13 protein-coding genes are annotated in these 15941 nt (G+C 64.1%); 7 read left to right on the top strand and 6 right to left on the bottom strand.

Annotated features, from left to right (window positions below; genetic code table 11):
• Positions 1-145 precede the first annotated feature (145 nt).
• The gene (locus tag HNE05_RS05175) at positions 146-1135 is read right to left on the bottom strand and encodes an NAD-dependent epimerase/dehydratase family protein (protein ID WP_173204015.1); all 990 of its coding nucleotides are present in this window, start codon (positions 1133-1135) and stop codon (positions 146-148) included.
• A gap of 204 nt (positions 1136-1339) precedes the next feature.
• On the opposite strand from HNE05_RS05175, the gene HNE05_RS05170 reads away from it, so the two are divergent.
• Positions 1340-3298, top strand: a complete 1959-nt coding sequence (locus HNE05_RS05170) for a methyl-accepting chemotaxis protein (protein WP_173204013.1) — start codon at positions 1340-1342, stop codon at positions 3296-3298.
• A 133-nt stretch (positions 3299-3431) separates the two neighbouring features.
• On the opposite strand, the gene HNE05_RS05165 is transcribed toward HNE05_RS05170, so the two are convergent.
• Positions 3432-4322 carry a LysR family transcriptional regulator ArgP gene (locus HNE05_RS05165; RefSeq protein ID WP_173204011.1) on the bottom strand — a complete coding sequence of 297 codons (891 nt, stop codon included), beginning with the start codon at positions 4320-4322 and terminating at the stop codon, positions 3432-3434.
• Positions 4323-4426: 104 nt separating this feature from the next.
• Between HNE05_RS05165 and HNE05_RS05160 the strand changes: the two genes are divergently transcribed.
• From HNE05_RS05160 to sodB, 3 genes are all read left to right on the top strand, one after another.
• Positions 4427-4834 carry an ACT domain-containing protein gene (locus HNE05_RS05160; RefSeq protein WP_173204009.1) on the top strand — a complete coding sequence of 136 codons (408 nt, stop codon included), beginning with the start codon at positions 4427-4429 and terminating at the stop codon, positions 4832-4834.
• A gap of 5 nt (positions 4835-4839) precedes the next feature.
• Positions 4840-5442, top strand: a complete 603-nt coding sequence (locus tag HNE05_RS05155; protein ID WP_173204007.1) for a LysE/ArgO family amino acid transporter — start codon at positions 4840-4842, stop codon at positions 5440-5442.
• A 181-nt stretch (positions 5443-5623) separates the two neighbouring features.
• Entirely contained in the window at positions 5624-6205 is a 582-nt protein-coding gene (sodB, locus tag HNE05_RS05150; RefSeq protein WP_173204005.1) for a superoxide dismutase [Fe], read from the top strand.
• A gap of 295 nt (positions 6206-6500) precedes the next feature.
• On the opposite strand, the gene HNE05_RS05145 is transcribed toward sodB, so the two are convergent.
• Together HNE05_RS05145 and HNE05_RS05140 are read right to left on the bottom strand one after the other, a co-directional pair.
• Positions 6501-7145, bottom strand: a complete 645-nt coding sequence (locus HNE05_RS05145; RefSeq protein WP_173204003.1) for a hypothetical protein — start codon at positions 7143-7145, stop codon at positions 6501-6503.
• 1 nt (position 7146) lies between these two features.
• Positions 7147-8442: an ammonium transporter gene (locus HNE05_RS05140; protein ID WP_173204001.1), complete on the bottom strand. Its 1296-nt coding sequence runs from the start codon at positions 8440-8442 to the stop codon at positions 7147-7149.
• 255 nt (positions 8443-8697) lie between these two features.
• Between HNE05_RS05140 and HNE05_RS05135 the strand changes: the two genes are divergently transcribed.
• Positions 8698-10761, top strand: coding sequence for a putative bifunctional diguanylate cyclase/phosphodiesterase (locus HNE05_RS05135; protein WP_173203999.1), 2064 nt, complete (start codon positions 8698-8700; stop codon positions 10759-10761).
• 139 nt (positions 10762-10900) lie between these two features.
• Positions 10901-11693 (top strand): IS5 family transposase gene (locus tag HNE05_RS05130; RefSeq protein ID WP_173203186.1). Its coding sequence is split into 2 segments (ribosomal slippage): positions 10901-11172 and positions 11171-11693, totalling 795 coding nucleotides; the frame shifts between segments, so codons are not numbered across the junction.
• A gap of 364 nt (positions 11694-12057) precedes the next feature.
• Here HNE05_RS05130 and lptG read toward each other — a convergent pair.
• Positions 12058-13119, bottom strand: coding sequence for an LPS export ABC transporter permease LptG (gene lptG, locus HNE05_RS05125; RefSeq protein WP_173203997.1), 1062 nt, complete (start codon positions 13117-13119; stop codon positions 12058-12060).
• A complete protein-coding gene (lptF, locus tag HNE05_RS05120) occupies positions 13106-14242 on the bottom strand; it encodes an LPS export ABC transporter permease LptF (RefSeq protein WP_173203995.1) in 1137 nt (378 codons plus the stop codon). Before lptF ends, lptG begins: the two co-directional genes overlap by 14 nt.
• 143 nt (positions 14243-14385) lie before the next feature.
• Between lptF and HNE05_RS05115 the strand changes: the two genes are divergently transcribed.
• Positions 14386-15873 carry a leucyl aminopeptidase gene (locus HNE05_RS05115; RefSeq protein ID WP_173203993.1) on the top strand — a complete coding sequence of 496 codons (1488 nt, stop codon included), beginning with the start codon at positions 14386-14388 and terminating at the stop codon, positions 15871-15873.
• Positions 15874-15941 lie beyond the last annotated feature (68 nt).

The raw sequence follows: 15941 nt of genomic DNA, 5'->3' as shown, positions 1-15941 counted from the left end.
GGGTGCGTCCGCCACGTAGGGTGGATCGCGCTTCATCGATCCACCGAGCGGAGCCTGTGGTGGATGAATAGAGCGTCATCCACCCTACGATCCCGCGCCTGCCCCGGTGCGCGCGGCACACCCTACGCAGAGCCTCCACCGACGCTCAGCGCCCCTGCACCTTCCACCACTGGCAGAATTCTTCCAGCGCGGTCCAGATCGGCACCTGCGGATCGTAGTCCAGGTACTGCCGGGCGCGGCTGATATCCAGGGAGAAGTCCCGCGCCATCACCGCCACGCCGAGGCGGAACAGGCTCGGCTCCGGGCGCCCCGGCAGCACCTTGCAGACCATCTCGTTGAGTGTCGCCGCGGCATAGGCCAGGCCATAGGGCATGTGCTTGCTCACCGGCGGCAGATCGAACTGGCGCAGGACGAAATTGACCACGTCCCACAGCGGCACCGGCGCGCCATTGCTGATGTTGTACACCTTGCCCAGCGCCGGCCCGGCGGCCAGCAGGCTACTGAGCAGGGCGTCGTTGAGGTTCTGCATGCTGGTGAAGTCGACCTTGTTCAGGCCGTTGCCGATGATCGCCAGGCGGCCCTTGCGCTGCATGTTGATCAGCCGCGGAAAGATGCTGGTGTCGCCGGCGCCGGTGACGAAGCGCGGACGCAGGGCAATCACTTCCAGACCAAACTCCTGGGCCTCGAAGACCTTCTGCTCAGCCAGGTACTTGGTCGCGCCATAATGATCGACGAAGGTCTTCGGCACCTGCTCTTCGCGCAGGCCGATGTGCGAGCGGCCATCGAAATACACCGACGGCGACGACAGGTGCACCAGGCGCCGCACCTTCTGCCCCAGGCAACCCTCAATGATGTTCTGGGTCAGGCCGACGTTGCCCTGCTGGAAGTGCGCGCGACTGCCCCACACCCCCACGGCGCCGGCGCAATGCACCACGGCTTCGACATCGCGGCACAGGTGATGGACCAGGTCGGCATCTGCCAGGTCGCCCTGGACGAACTCCGCACCACGCTTGATCAGGTGTTGCACCCCTTCGGGGCGGCGACCGTTGACCCGCACACTCAAACCCTGCTCCAGGGCGAACCGGGCAAAGCGCCCGCCGATAAAACCGCTCGCCCCCGTTACCAGAATCTTCATGCGCCTCTCCCCTGTGGTGCTGGTTGTAGCAGCGACTCTAGCAGCCCCACCCCCGCCCGACTGTGACATGGCAAGCCAGAAAACCGGCCTTGCAAACGGCTATCGAACATTATTTTTGACACTCGTTAAACAATTCGCACGCTTCTTGCAGAATTTTTGACAGCCACCCCATTTGTAACCCTTCTACCCCTGGAGCCAACGGAAATGCCGTTACGTCTCAAACTCGCGCTCAGCTATCTGATGATCGGCCTTATTCCGGTACTCGCCATGGCTTTCACGGCCTACCACCAGGCCAGCCAGGCCCTGCAGGAACAGACGCTGAACGCCCTGGAGGCCGTAGCGAATATCAAACAACGGCAGCTGCAGGACAACTGGCAGTCCAGGCACAACCAGCTCAGCACCCTGGCCAGCAACCTCAGCACCAGCTATGCCGGCCTGGACGCCGTCGCCCTGGTCAGCACCGCTAACTATGACCGGCCAATTTTCGAGAATTTCATCAAGACCTTCGGCTACCGCGACCTGAAGCTGATTTCTAGCGACGGCAAGGTGCTGTTCAGCGTGCTGCGCGGTAGCGACTACCAGCAAAATCTCAACGACGCGACCTGGCGCGGCACGCCCATGGGCCGCCTGGCGCGCGCCAGCCTGGACAGACAGCAGGCGCTGATCAGCGATCTGGCGAGCAACCCACAGACCGGCGAGCCCAGCCAATTCCTGGTGGCCCCCATCATCAGCGACGGCGAACTGCAAAGCCTGCTGATGCTGGAACTGCCGATCGACCCGCTGAATGCGGTGATGCAGACCCGCCAGGGCCTGGGGGAAGCCGGGGAAACCTACCTGGTCGGCAGCGACGGCCTGCTGCGCTCCGACTCGGTACGTTTCAGCGAGCTGCAGGTCAGCCGGGGCAACGCGCAGACTGCGCCACTCGCCGGCCAGGCCCTGACGCTGGCGCTGCAGGGACAACAAGGCCGCCTGAGCGAATCGGGGCTGGACGGCAAACCGGCACTCAAGGCCTTCGTACCGCTGGAGTTCAACGGCCAGCGCTGGGCGCTGATCGCCGAGATGGATCAGGCCCAGGCCTTTGCTCCGGTGCGTGAGCTGCTGTGGCAAGTGCTCCTGCTCGGCCTGCTGACCATCGCCGGCGTGGCCCTGGCTACCTGGCTGGTCAGCCGTAGCGTGATGCGCCCGCTGGGCGGCGAGCCAAGCAACATGGCGGACCTGGCCCGCCGTCTGGCCGCCGGGGAGTTGCGCCTGGCCAGCCACGACAGCCCGCACAGCGGACTGATGCAGGCTCTGCATGAAATGGCCGGCGCCTGGCGCGAAGTGATCGAACGCCTGCGTCAGGCCAGCAGTGCGGTGGGCGATGCCAGCGGTGACATCCTCGGCGCCGCCGGGCAGACCAGCAGCCGTCTCGACCAGCAGCAGGAAGCCCTGGAAATGGTGGTCAGCGCGGTCGACCAGATGGCCGCCACCGTCCAGGAAATTGCCAGCAACGCCAGCCAGAGTGCCGATGGCAGCGCCGCCGCGCGCGATGCCTTTGTCACCATGCAAAGCACCCTGCAGCGCATGATCGGCCGCCAGGACCAGCTGCTCGACGGCCTGCGCCAGGCCGACCGGGTGGTACAGACCCTGGCCGGCGACAGCCAGCAGATCGGCTCGGTCCTCAGCGTGATCGGCGCCATCGCCGAGCAGACCAACCTGCTCGCGCTCAACGCCGCCATCGAAGCGGCGCGGGCCGGCGAACAGGGCCGCGGCTTTGCCGTGGTGGCCGACGAAGTACGCAACCTGGCCCTGCGCACCCGTACCGCCACCGAGGAAATCGTGCAGATCATCGGCGCCCTCGGCGACTCCTCCGCCGAGGCGCTGCAGCGCATGCAGGGTTCCACCGAGCAGGCGCGCGCGCTGGAAGACGAAACCCAGGCCGTACTCGGCTCGCTGGATCACCTCAGCCAGTCGCTGGAGGGCGTGCATGCCCTGGCCTTCCAGATCGCTGCGGCCGCCGAGCAGCAGGCAGCCACCACCCAGGAGGTCAACCAGCACATGCACCGCCTGCATGAGATGACCGGGGAAAATCGCCAGACCGCCGCGCACACCCGCGACTGCGGCGAACACCTGCGCAAAGTGGCCGGCAGCCAGGAGCAGTTGGTAGCGCACTTCCAGCTTTGAATGGGTTGGCTGCAGACCCCTGTAGGGCGGGTGAAACCCGCGCTGTCGACACCGCGGGTTGCACCCGCCCTACACAGGTAGCCCGGATGCAATCCGGGGGTGGCGCGGACAACTATCCCGGATTACATCCGGGCTACGGTTTGACCAGCCAGCCGGCTACGCCGCGGTGCAGGTGTTCAGTCAGCGCCGTCAGCAGCTCGCCACCGTTGCGCCAGTGGTGCCAGTACAGCGGCACATCCAGCGGCAGGTCGGGGATGATCTCCACCAGCGCGCCGCTGGCCAGCTCGCGCTGCACCTGCAGTTCGGGCACCAGGCCCCAGCCGAAGCCGGCTTCGGTCAGGCGCACGAACCCTTCCGACGACGGGCACAAATGGTGAGCGAAGCCGCCCTCCACGCCCAGTTGCGCCAGGTAGCGGTGCTGCAGCAGGTCGTCCGGGCCGAAGACGATGGCTGGAATCCGCGCCAGGTTCTCCGCCTGCACACCCTGGGGAAAGTGCCGCTTTATAAATGCAGGACTGGCCAGGGCGCGGTAACGCATGGCGCCCAGCGGCAGGGAACGGGCGCCCGCCACCGGGCGCTCGGCCGCACACACGCAGGCGGCTACATCCCCGGCACGCATGCGCTTGAGGCCGACGTCCTGGTCTTCCACCACCAGATCCAGCAGCAAGCGGTGCTCGGCACAGAAGTCCCCAACTGCCCGCGCCCACCAGGTCGCCAGGCTGTCGGCATTCAGGGCAATGCGCAGGCGCTCGGGCAGGCCGCCGTCGTCCAGCGCCGGCACCTGGCCCTGCAGGTCGCGCTCGAGCAAACGCACCTGCTGCACATGATTGAGCAGGCGCCGGCCAACCTCGGTTGGCGCGGGCGGCATGGCACGCACCAGCACCGGCTGGCCGACGCGCGCCTCGAGCAGCTTGATCCGTTGTGACACCGCCGATTGCGACAGGCCGAGCAGCTGCGCGGCCCGTTCGAAACCGCCCTGCTCCACCACCGCGGCCAGGGCCGCGAGGAGTTTGTAGTCGAACAAATCAGTTTTCCTAATGAGAGATCAGCATGATTTGTTTTTCTTATACATGAGCTCAGCGGAAACTGCCCGACAACGATCACCGCAATCCTCACAAGGAAGCCCCCATGGCCGGCGAAACCTTACTCGGCAAACTGCTCGGCAGCCTGTCACCCCAGCTCAACCCCGGGCGCTACGTGTTCTGCAGCGTGGCGAGCGACAGCCCGCTGGATGTCCAGACGATCATCGGCAGCTTTCGCGAGGCCGAAGGCCTGACCCTGATCCTCGCCCAAGAGGACGCCGACCGCCTGGGCCTGAGTTATGACTACGTCGCCGCCTGGATCAGCCTGAGCGTGCATTCGGCGCTCGCCGCCGTCGGCCTCACCGCCGCCTTCGCCAGCGCCCTGGCCGCCGCCAATATCAGCTGCAACGTAGTGGCCGGCTTCTACCACGATCACCTGTTCGTCGCCGCAGCCGATGCCGAACGAGCCATGGCCGTGCTGCGTCAGCTCGCCGCCAGCCAAGCCCAGGAGTGAACACCATGTGGCAGAGCTATATGAACGGCCTGCTGGTGGCTGCCGGCCTGATCATCGCCATCGGCGCGCAGAATGTCTTCGTCCTGGCGCAGAGCCTGCGCCGCGAACATCACCTGCCGGTCGCCGCACTCTGCGTGCTGTGCGACGCCCTGCTGGTCGCCGCCGGGGTATTCGGCCTGGCCGCCCTGCTGGCGCAGAATCCGCTGCTGCTCGGCATCGCTCGCTGGGGCGGCAGCGCCTTCCTGCTCTGGTACGGCACCAAGGCCTTGTTGCGCGCCGCACGGCCACAGGCCCTGGAGCAAGGCGAGAACAGTGGACCACGCTCGCGCCGCGCCGTACTGCTGGCAGCACTGGCCGTCACCCTGCTCAACCCGCATGTGTACCTGGACACCGTGCTGCTGATCGGCTCGCTCGGCGCCCAGCAGCCGGACCCCGGCGCCTACACCCTGGGCGCGGCCAGCGCCTCGCTGCTGTGGTTCTTCAGCCTGGCCCTGGGCGCGGCCTGGCTCGCGCCCTGGCTCGCCCGCCCCACCACCTGGCGCCTGCTCGACCTGGGCGTGGCGCTGATGATGTTCGCCATGGCCTATCAGCTAATGCGCTCCATGTAAGGCGTGGCAAAGGCCCTGGCACCGGCTTTTCCACACAGTTGCTGCGTGGTTAAGGCCCGGCTCGGGTGCTATGATCCCCGGCTCGCGGCGCAAAGAGGACAAACTCTCCGCCGCCAGTCCGGCCGCCCGTGAACGGCCCCTGTGCGCACCGCGCGCCCCCGACCTGAGTAGGAGATAGACCATGGCTTTCGAATTGCCGCCGCTGCCGTACGAGAAAAACGCCCTCGAGCCGCACCTGTCCGCCGAGACCCTGGAATTCCACCATGGCAAACACCACAACGCTTACGTGGTGAACCTGAACAACCTGGTGCCGGGCACCGAGTTCGAAGGCAAGAGCCTGGAAGAGATCATCAAGACTTCCTCGGGTGGCGTGTTCAACAACGCCGCACAGATCTGGAACCACACTTTCTACTGGAACTGCCTGTCGCCGAACGGCGGTGGTCAGCCGACTGGCGCCCTGGCCGACGCAATCAACGCGGCTTTCGGTTCCTTCGACAAGTTCAAGGAAGAGTTCAGCAAGACCTCCATCGGCACCTTCGGCTCCGGCTGGGGCTGGCTGGTGAAGAAGGCTGACGGCTCCCTGGCCCTGGCCAGCACCATCGGCGCCGGCTGCCCGCTGACCAGCGGCGACACCCCGCTGCTGACCTGCGACGTATGGGAACACGCCTACTACATCGACTACCGCAACCTGCGTCCGAAGTACGTCGAGGCGTTCTGGAACCTGGTCAACTGGGACTTCGTGGCGAAGAACTTCGCTGCCTGAGTCGCACCCAGCGTTCACAAAAAACCCGGCTAAGGCCGGGTTTTTTGCTTTCTGCGGGTTGCTCAGAACCTGTCTACGATCTCGGAAACTCCCCTCTCCCACTTGTGGGAGAGGGGCTGGGGGAGAGGGTATTGGCAAACGCGCCCTCTCCCCAACCCTCGGCTTTGGCTTCCTGCGTCGCCCTACCTCCTGCATCCATGCAGTCGTCTCCCGTGAACGGGAGAGGGGGCAAAAGCACTCCGCATCAGTCTCTAAACGCCGCTAAAGCGATACAGAAAAGATCGTAAACGGGTTCTTACAGCAGCTTCTGCGGCGGCAACTGCAGATTCATCCGCTCGGTCTTCTGTACCGCCCGGGTCAGTACCTGGTCGGCGGTAACCGGGCCGAGGTACTCGCACAGGCCTATGTAAAGCAGATTGAGCAGCACCCGCAGGTGCTCCAGCGAGAGGGCCGTCAGCCCCAGCGACCCGCCCTTTTCCAGCCAGCCGCGCAAACGTAGACGCAGTTCGGTGTCGATCTGCATGCCGTTCAGGTTTCCGGCCGCGAAACGCCGTAGACGCGGCACCATGTCCGGGTCGAGCAGGCTGAACAGGGCCTGGCTCAGGGCATCGAAGGTCTGCCGGGCGAGCGCATCCGGCCCGGAAACCTCCTCCGCTTCCAGGCCTTCGCCCTGGCGCCAGGCATGCACCCGCGGCGCCGGGTCGGGCAGCAGGTTACTGGTCGGCCCGGTCAGCGCCCCCACCAGCTCACGGTACAGACGCGCGCGCTCCAGCTTGCGGCCGCTGCGCTGCGCCACTTCGGCGAGAAACTCGTTGAGGGCGAACGGCGGCTTGTCGGCGTACTTGGCCTCCCACAGCGACAGCAACGGCAGGAGCTCGTCTTCGCCGAAGTGCCCGGCCAATCCGGTATAGATGGCGCGCCGGCGGGTAGTCAGACTCATCTCACGCCCTCCGCGTCAATTCGGCGCCATCGAAGGTCACCGACTGGTTGAACTCCGGATAACCGATTTCGGCATGCTCGGCATAGTCCAGCCCGCGCTGTTCATCCTGAGTACTGGTACGCAGGCCGATGGTCTTGGCGAGGATGAAGTACAGCGCCAGGGCCAGCGGAAAGGCCCAAACAAAAGCCATGCCGGCACCGATCAACTGCACGCTGACGCGCGCCCAGCTGAACAGGTCGCCGGTAAAGAACAGACCGGCGGCGAGCGTCCCCCAGACCCCGGCCAAACCATGCACCGGAATGGCCCCTACGACATCGTCGAGCCGTAGCCGATCGAGCAGGCGCATGCCGAGGACCACCACCACACCCGCCACCAGCCCGGTGAGCATGGCGAAGCCCGGCAGCATGGTCGCGCAACCGGCGGTGATGCCGACCAGCCCGCCCAGCGAGCCATTCACCGTGGTGCTCAGCAACACCGGACTCGATGTGGTGCGCAGTGCCAGCATCGCCCCCACCGCACCGCACGCTGCAGCCAGGTGAGTATTCAGGGCAATCAGACCAATGCTCTGGTTGATCGCCAGGGTGCTGCCCGCGTTGAAGCCGAACCAGCCGAGCCAGAGGATGAAACCACCCAGGGTGACCAGCGCCAGGTTGTGTCCGGGAATCGCCCGCGGCGTGCCGTCGCTGGCAAAGCGCCCCAGTCGCGGCCCGAGTACCATGATCCCGGCCAGCGCGCACCAGGCACCGATGCTATGGACCACGGTGGAGCCGGCAAAGTCGATGAAGCCCATCTTCGCCAGCCAGCCCTGGCCGCCATAGATACCGCTCCACACCCAGCTACCGAAGATCGGATAAATGAACCCGCTGATCACCACCGCGCCAACCAGATAAGCAGCGTAGCGGGTGCGCTCGGCCATGGCGCCACTGGCGATGGTCGCGGCTGTGGCGGCGAACATCATCTGGAACAGCAGGAAGGTGAAATCCCAGGGTTCGCCCTGATGCGGCGCGAAGTGGCTCATGCCATACCAGCCGGTGGCATTGGCGCCGAACATCAGGCCGAAGCCAACCAGCCAGAAGACGATGCCGCCAACGCAACCATCCATGTAGTTTTTCATCATCACGTTGACGGCATTCTTCGCCCGCGACATACCGCTTTCCAGCAGGGCAAAGCCCGCCTGCATGAAAAACACCAGGGCACTGGCCAGCACCACCCAGGCACTGTTCAGATCGACGTCCGTGGCGGCATGAGCCAGCGACGGAAAGAACAAGGCGCACAGCGACAACAGGTAGATCTTCATGGCAAGTCCCCCGACACAGTGACGGACAAGCCTTAGCAACTCTTGCGCCAGCCCTGGAACCCCCAAGCGAGAGGCAATCGCCATGCGCTCGCACCACGGCAGAGCGCAGTGCTAATTTCATACCTCATACATGCGCCAGCGCAGAACAATGCTAAAAAATCCGTTCGATGACGTAATGGCCCTTTGACGGCTCCCGCGCATTTGCCAATACTCACAACGGTCAGTAGGCTCCGGCAGATAACAAGGAATACGCATTTGAAGCTGGAATTGAAAAACAGCCTGTCGCTCAAACTGCTCCGAGTGGTCCTGCTTTCGGCATTGATCGTTGGCGTGGTGCTGAGCTGTGCACAGATCGTCTTCGACATCTACAAGACTCGCCAGGCGGTAGCCAGCGATGCCCAGCGCATCCTCGGCATGTTCCGCGACCCCTCGACCCAGGCCGTCTACAGCCTGGATCGCGAGATGGGCATGCAAGTCATCGAAGGCCTGTTCCAGCACGAGGCGGTGCGCTACGCCGCCATCGGCCACCCCAACGAGCCGATGCTGGCCGAACGCTCACGCGAGCTGATCGAATCGAACAACCGCTGGATGACCGATCCGATTCTCGGCAAAGAGCAGGTGTTCAGTACCCAGTTGGTGGGCAAAGGCCCCTACAGCGAGTACTACGGTGATCTCAACATCACCCTCGACACCGCCAGCTACGGCGAGAACTTCCTCACCACCTCGGTGATCATCTTCATCTCCGGCGTGTTGCGCGCCCTGGCCATGGGCCTGGTGCTGTACCTGGTCTACCACTTGCTGCTGACCAAGCCACTGTCGAAGATCATCGAGCACCTGACCAACATCAATCCGGACCGCCCCAGCGAACACAAGCTGCCCATGCTGCGCGGCAACGAGAAGAATGAGCTGGGGTTGTGGATCAACACCGCCAACCAGTTGCTGGAATCCATCGAGCGCAACACCCACCTGCGTCGTGAAGCCGAGACCAGCCTGCTGCGCATGTCGCAGTACGACTTCCTCACCGGCCTGCCCAATCGCCAGCAGCTGCAGCAGCAGCTCGACCAGATCCTCCAGGACGCCGGTCGCCTGCAACGCCGGGTAGCGGTTCTGTGTGTCGGCCTGGACGATTTCAAAGGGATCAACGAACAGTTCAGCTACCAGACCGGCGATCAGTTGCTACTGGCCCTCTCCGATCGCCTGCGCAGCCACAGCGGCAAGCTCGGTGCCCTGGCCCGCCTCGGTGGCGACCAGTTCGCTCTGGTCCAGGCTGATATCGAACAGCCCTATGAAGCCGCCGAACTGGCACAGAGCATCCTCGACAGCCTGGATACGCCCTTCTCCCTGGAGCAGCAGGAAGTCCGTCTGCGCGCCACCATTGGCATCACTCTGTTCCCGGAAGACGGCGACAGCACCGAGAAGCTGCTGCAGAAAGCCGAACAGACCATGACCCTGGCCAAGAGCCGTTCGCGCAACCGCTACCAGTTCTACATCGCCAGCGTCGACAGCGAGATGCGCCGCCGCCGCGAACTGGAGAAGGACCTGCGCGAGGCCCTCGGCCGCAACGAGTTGCATGTGGTGTACCAGCCGCAGGTCGACTACCGCGACCACCAGGTGGTCGGCGTCGAGGCCCTGCTGCGCTGGCAGCACCCGCAACACGGCCTGGTCCCGCCAGACCTGTTTATCCCGCTGGCCGAGCAGAACGGCACCATCATCGCCATCGGCGAATGGGTGCTCGATCAATCCTGCCGCCAGCTGCGCGAATGGCACGATCAGGGCTTCACCAACCTGCGCATGGCGGTCAACCTGTCCACCGTGCAGCTGCACCACGCCGAACTGCCGCGCATGGTCAACAACCTGCTGCAGGTCTACCGCCTGCCAGCCCGCAGCCTGGAGCTGGAAGTCACCGAAACCGGCCTGATGGAAGACATCACCACCGCCGCCCAGCACCTGCTCAGCCTGCGCCGCGCTGGCGCGCTGATCGCCATCGACGACTTCGGTACCGGCTACTCCTCGCTGAGCTACCTGAAAAGCCTGCCGCTGGACAAGATCAAGATCGACCGCAGTTTCGTCCAGGATGTGCTGGAGGACGAGGACGACGCCACCATCGTGCGCGCCATCATCCAGCTGGGTAAGAGCCTGGGCATGCAGGTCATCGCCGAAGGTGTGGAGACCATCGAGCAGGAGGCATACATCATCGCCAATGGCTGCAACGAGGGTCAGGGCTACCTGTACAGCAAACCGCTGCCGGCTCGCGAGGTCACCCTGTACCTGAAGCAGGCCCGCCGCCTCAACACCGCCAGCAACCCTGCCACGCTCTAACTCTTGATAAGGCAGAAAGGCCGGGCTTGGTAGCCCGGCCTTTTCATTTACGCCCTGGTTAGCGGGGGCGGGACGATGAGACCAGCCGGCGACGCCTAAGAGCCTGTTCACGATCTTTTCGCGCCGGGATAATTGCCCGATGCGAAAGACTCAATACCCGAGCGACGTGAGTCGCGAACAATTCGAACAGATAAGGCCGCTGCTAGAGAGTGTGCGCAAGAAGACTAAGCCCAGGTCAGTAGACCTGTATGAGGTTTGGTGCGCCGCGTTGTACCTGCTCAAGAGTGGCTGCCAATGGCGGATGCTACCGACTGACTACCCTAAGTGGCGGACGGTACACGCCTACTTCAGTCGTTGGAGTGAGCCCGATCCAGATGGCGTTAGCGTTTTGGAGCGGGCGCTCAAAAAATCAGGTTGGCGCGGCCCGTATCAGACAGGGGCGCAGCGCATGCACGACATTCTTGATCGTGGACGCGCAGAGCGTGAAAAATACCGATAGCGCTGACCAGAAAGGCTATGACGCAGGCAAGAAGGTCTCCGGGATCAAGCGCCACATCGCCGTAGATACAGAAGGTCTGCCTCATGCGGTTGCGGTAACGACTGCAGATGTCACCGATCGCAAGGGGGCGCTGCTGGCGCTTGAGCGCGCGGCAGCAAGCTTACAAGGCGTGCAAAACGTCTTGGCGGACGGTGGCTATACAGGCAAGCCGTTTGCCCAGGCTGTGGAAGGCTTGCTGGGCGCGACAGTGCAGATCGCTAAACGTAGCGAACTGCATACCTTTGCGGTGATGCCACAACGCTGGGTGGTGGAACGATCCTTCGCCTGGCTGGAGAAGTGTCGTCGGTTGTGGAAGAACTGCGAGCGCAAACTCAATACCAGCTTGCAGCTCATCCACTTGGCCTTCCTTGTGCTGCTGCTCAAAAGATCGTGAACAGGCTCTAAGGCGTAGCCCGGATGCAATCCGGGAAACAGGCAGCACCGCTCCCGGATTGCATCCGGGCTACAACGCTGGCAACACGGACAGTCCCCTCTCCCACTTGTGGGAGAGGGTCAGGGAGAGGGGCGGAGTGGCCTGCCCAACCCTCTCCCCCGGCCAGTCAAAGTGAATCGCCCTTGACCGTAGGAGCGAGCTCTGCTCGCGAAGCTCTATTGGCAGCCAAGATCGCGAGCAGAGCTCGCTCCTACAATTTGCCTGCGGCAAATAAAAACGCCGCGACTCCTGTACGAAATCGCGGCGTTTCTCTCAACTAGACAGCATTACAGGCTCAGACCGCCGTTACCCCTCGCGCCTGCAATCAGGCCGCGCGGCGCAATAGCACGAAGCCGGCGCCGGCACAGATCAGAGCCGGCACCAGCACCGCCAGCAGCGGCGAGAAGCCGAACACCAGGCTCGATGGGCCGAGCAGATCCTGGGCGATGCGGAACACGAAGCCCACCAGCACACCGGTAAACACGCGCTGGCCCAGGGTCACCGAGCGCAGCGGGCCGAAGATGAAGGAAATCGCCATCAGCACCAGCGCCGCCGTCACCAGCGGTTGCAGCACCTTGGTCCAGAACGCCAGCCAATAGCTGCCATTGTTCAGGCCCTGCTCGCCGAGGTAGCGGATATAGCGCCACAGGCCGCTGATCGACAGGGAGTCCGGCTCCATCACCACAGTGCCGAGCAACTGCGGGTTGAGCTCGACATCCCAGCGTTCGATCGGCGCGTCGATCACCTCGGTGCTGCGCTCGCGGAAATGCGTGGTCTTGACGTCTTCCAGCTGCCAGTGATCACCCTGGTACAAGGCGCGACGGGCAAAGCTGGACGAGAGCAGGTGACGCTGGTCATCGAACTGATAGCGGGTCACGCCATACAGCCGGCCATTCGGCTGCACGGCGTTGATGTGCACATACTCCTGGCCCTGGCGATGCCACAGGCCGCGCTTGGAGCTTTGTGCTTCGCCGCCGCCCTGAGCCATGGAACGATGGGCCTGGGCCAGGTTCTCGCTCCAGGGCGCCAGGTATTCGCCGATCAGCACGCCGACCAGCATCAGCACCAGCATGGGCTTCATCACCGCCCAGACGATACGGCTGACCGACACACCAGCCGCCCGCATGATGGTCAGTTCACTGTTGCTGGCCAGACTGCCCAGACCGATCAGGCAACCGATCAGCGCGGCCATCGGCAGCATCTCGTAGATGCGCCGCGGCAGGGTCAGCAGGACATAGACCAGCGCCTCGAAGGTGCCATAGGCCTCGCCCACGTCGCCCAGTTCGTCGATGAAGGCAAACAACAGCGCCAGGCCGACGATGATCCCCAGCACCGCCAGGATGGCGTAGAACACGCTGGTTCCGATGTAACGATCAAGCCTGACCATGGGCCATCTCCTTCACTGCGCGGCGGCTGGCCAGCTTGAGATGCAGAGGCGTCCAGCAGAACAGCCCCAGACCGATCAACAGGAACAGGCCGTGCACCCACCACAGCCCCAGGTCCTGGGGAATCTTGCCCTTGTCCAACTGGCCACGGGCGCCGATCAGCAGTGCCAGATAGGCCATATACAGAAGAATCGCCGGCAGCAGCTTGAGGAAGCGGCCCTGACGCGGGTTGACCCGCGCCAGAGGCACCGCCAGCAGGGTGACGACGAATACCAGCAGCGGAATCGACAGGCGCCATTGCAGCTCGGCCTGATAGCGCGGGTTGTCGCTACCCAGCAGTTCGCGGGTAGGAATGGCCTCGCGCTCGCTGATCTCGTTGCTCACCGACGGTTTGGGCAGCAGCACGCCATAGGTCTCGTACTGGATCGCCCGGTAATCGGCCTGGCCCGGGTTGCCATCGTAGCGGTAACCGTTTTCCAGGATCAGGTAGCGGCTACCATCGGCCTGGATCACCTGGCGACCTTTCTCGGCGACCAGTACGGTGATGCCACGCTCTTTATTCTTCTCCGCCTGGTCGCGACTGAAGCGTTTCTCGGAAATGAACACGCCGGACAGCTGCGCCCGATCCGCCGACAGGCTTTCCGTGTAGGTGACCCGCGAGCCATCCTTCATCGCCTGGAAACGGCCGGGCACCAGGGTATCGAACTCGGTCAGGGCATCCTGCTGATTGAGGATGCGCGTGACCTCGGTCACCCCCTGCGGCGCCAGGCCCAGGCTCAGCCAGCCCGTCAGCAGGGCGACCAGCGCTGCCGGGGCCATGGTGTAGGTGAGGAGGCGCTTGTTGCTCATGCCGGTGGCCGACAGCACGGTCATCTCGCTGTCCAGGTACAGGCGCCCGTAGGCCAGCAGGATGCCAAGAAACAGGCCCAGCGGCAGGATCAGCTGGAGGAATCCGGGCAGACGGAAGCCCATGATCATGAACAGCACGCCGGGATCGAGCAGACCCTGCGCCGCCTGGGCCAGGTACTTGATGAAACGCCCGCTCATGATGATCACCAGCAGTACGGCACTGACCGCACTGAGGGTGAGCAACACTTCGCGAGACAGATAGCGGAAGACGATCAAACCAGACACTCCAGGGTTGTCAGGCTCCGGTGGCTACGCTCAAACTAGCCGCACCTTTGCCGGCCTGCAGCATGTGCAGGCCCTCGAAAAAATAGCGGGCATTATCCGCCAAACCCGACTCTTTGTCTTGGGGACAGCTCACCATGGAATTCCTCGTCAAAAGCACCCGTCCGGAAACCCTGAAGACCGCCACCCTGGTGGTCACCCTCGGCGAAGGGCGCAAGCTCGGCGCGGCGGCCAAGGCCGTCGATGAGGCCAGCGGTGGCGCTATCAGCACCCTGCTCAAGCGCGGCGACATCGCCGGTAAACCCGGACAGACCCTGCTGCTGCACAGCCTGCCGGGCCTCAAGGCCGAGCGCGTGCTGCTGCTGGGCAGTGGCAAGGGCGAGCTATCCGACCGCCAGTACCGCAAATTGGTTGCAGCCGCCCAGGGCGCACTGAAAGGTCTGGGCGGTACTGATGCCGTGCTGGCCCTCGGCGAACTCAAGGTCAAAGGTCGCGATGCCTACGGCAAGGCGCGCCTGCTGGTGGAAACCCTGGCCGACGGCGAGTACCTGTACGACCAGTTCAAGAGCAAGAAGGCCGAACCCAAGGCGCTGAAGAAGATCACCCTGATCGCCGACAAGGCCGAACTGGCTGACGTCGAGCGCGGCAGCCTGCACGCCCAGGCCATCGCCAGCGGCATGGCCTTCACCAAGGACCTCGGCAACCTGCCACCAAACCTCTGCCACCCCAGCTACCTGGCAGAAGAAGCCAAGACCCTGGGCAAGGCGCACAAGAACCTCAAGATCGAGATCCTCGACGAGAAGAAGCTCAAGGAACTCGGCGCCGGCGCCTTCCTCGCCGTCGGCCAGGGCAGCGCCCAACCGCCGCGGATGATCGTCATGCACTACCAGGGCGGACAGAAGGATGAGCAACCCTATGCACTGGTCGGCAAAGGCGTCACCTTCGACACCGGCGGCATCAGCATCAAGCCGGCCGCCGGCATGGACGAGATGAAGTACGACATGTGCGGCGCCGCCAGCGTGTTCGGCACCCTCAAGACCGTGCTCGAACTGCAACTGCCGATCAACCTGGTATGCCTGCTGGCCTGCGCCGAGAACATGCCCAGCGGCAGCGCCACCCGCCCCGGCGACATCGTCACCACCATGAGCGGGCAGACCGTGGAAATCCTCAACACCGACGCCGAAGGCCGCCTGGTGCTGTGCGATACCCTGACCTACGCCCAGCGCTTCAAGCCGCAGGCAGTGATCGACATCGCTACCCTCACCGGCGCCTGCGTGGTCGCCCTCGGCGCCCACACCTCCGGCCTGCTCGGCAACAACGACACGCTGATCAAGCAACTGCTCAAGGCGGGCGAGCACGCCGACGACCGCGCCTGGCAGCTGCCGCTGTTCGACGAATACCAGGAACAGCTGGACAGCCCGTTTGCCGATATCGCCAACATCGGCGGGCCCAAGGCCGGCACCATCACCGCCGCCTGCTTCCTGTCGCGCTTCACCAAGGACGTGCACTGGGCCCACCTGGACATCGCCGGCACCGCCTGGATCAGCGGCGGCAAGGACAAGGGCGCCACCGGCCGCCCGGTCCCGCTGCTGACCCAATACCTGCTGGATCGGCTCAAGGCCTGAGAACCTGTTTCGGGGCTCTTAAACCTGTAGCCCGGATGCAATCCGGGGACACCCCGTCCCGGATTGCA

Origin of the sequence: Pseudomonas campi (assembly GCF_013200955.2) — a bacterium.
Lineage (GTDB): Bacteria > Pseudomonadota > Gammaproteobacteria > Pseudomonadales > Pseudomonadaceae > Aquipseudomonas > Aquipseudomonas campi.
The sequence above is the reverse complement of the archived record's forward strand: the minus strand, read 5'-3'. Positions and strand labels throughout refer to the sequence as shown.

What these genes read in the sequence shown, in the direction of transcription:
- HNE05_RS05175 (WP_173204015.1), bottom strand. Translation starts at nt 1,135, where the DNA reads ATGAAGATTCTGGTAACGGGGGCGAGCGGTTTTATCGGCGGGCGCTTT.
- HNE05_RS05170 (WP_173204013.1), top strand. Translation starts at nt 1,340, where the DNA reads ATGCCGTTACGTCTCAAACTCGCGCTCAGCTATCTGATGATCGGCCTT.
- HNE05_RS05160 (WP_173204009.1), top strand. Translation starts at nt 4,427, where the DNA reads ATGGCCGGCGAAACCTTACTCGGCAAACTGCTCGGCAGCCTGTCACCC.
- HNE05_RS05155 (WP_173204007.1), top strand. Translation starts at nt 4,840, where the DNA reads ATGTGGCAGAGCTATATGAACGGCCTGCTGGTGGCTGCCGGCCTGATC.
- sodB (WP_173204005.1), top strand. Translation starts at nt 5,624, where the DNA reads ATGGCTTTCGAATTGCCGCCGCTGCCGTACGAGAAAAACGCCCTCGAG.
- HNE05_RS05145 (WP_173204003.1), bottom strand. Translation starts at nt 7,145, where the DNA reads ATGAGTCTGACTACCCGCCGGCGCGCCATCTATACCGGATTGGCCGGG.
- HNE05_RS05140 (WP_173204001.1), bottom strand. Translation starts at nt 8,442, where the DNA reads ATGAAGATCTACCTGTTGTCGCTGTGCGCCTTGTTCTTTCCGTCGCTG.
- lptG (WP_173203997.1), bottom strand. Translation starts at nt 13,119, where the DNA reads ATGGTCAGGCTTGATCGTTACATCGGAACCAGCGTGTTCTACGCCATC.
- HNE05_RS05115 (WP_173203993.1), top strand. Translation starts at nt 14,386, where the DNA reads ATGGAATTCCTCGTCAAAAGCACCCGTCCGGAAACCCTGAAGACCGCC.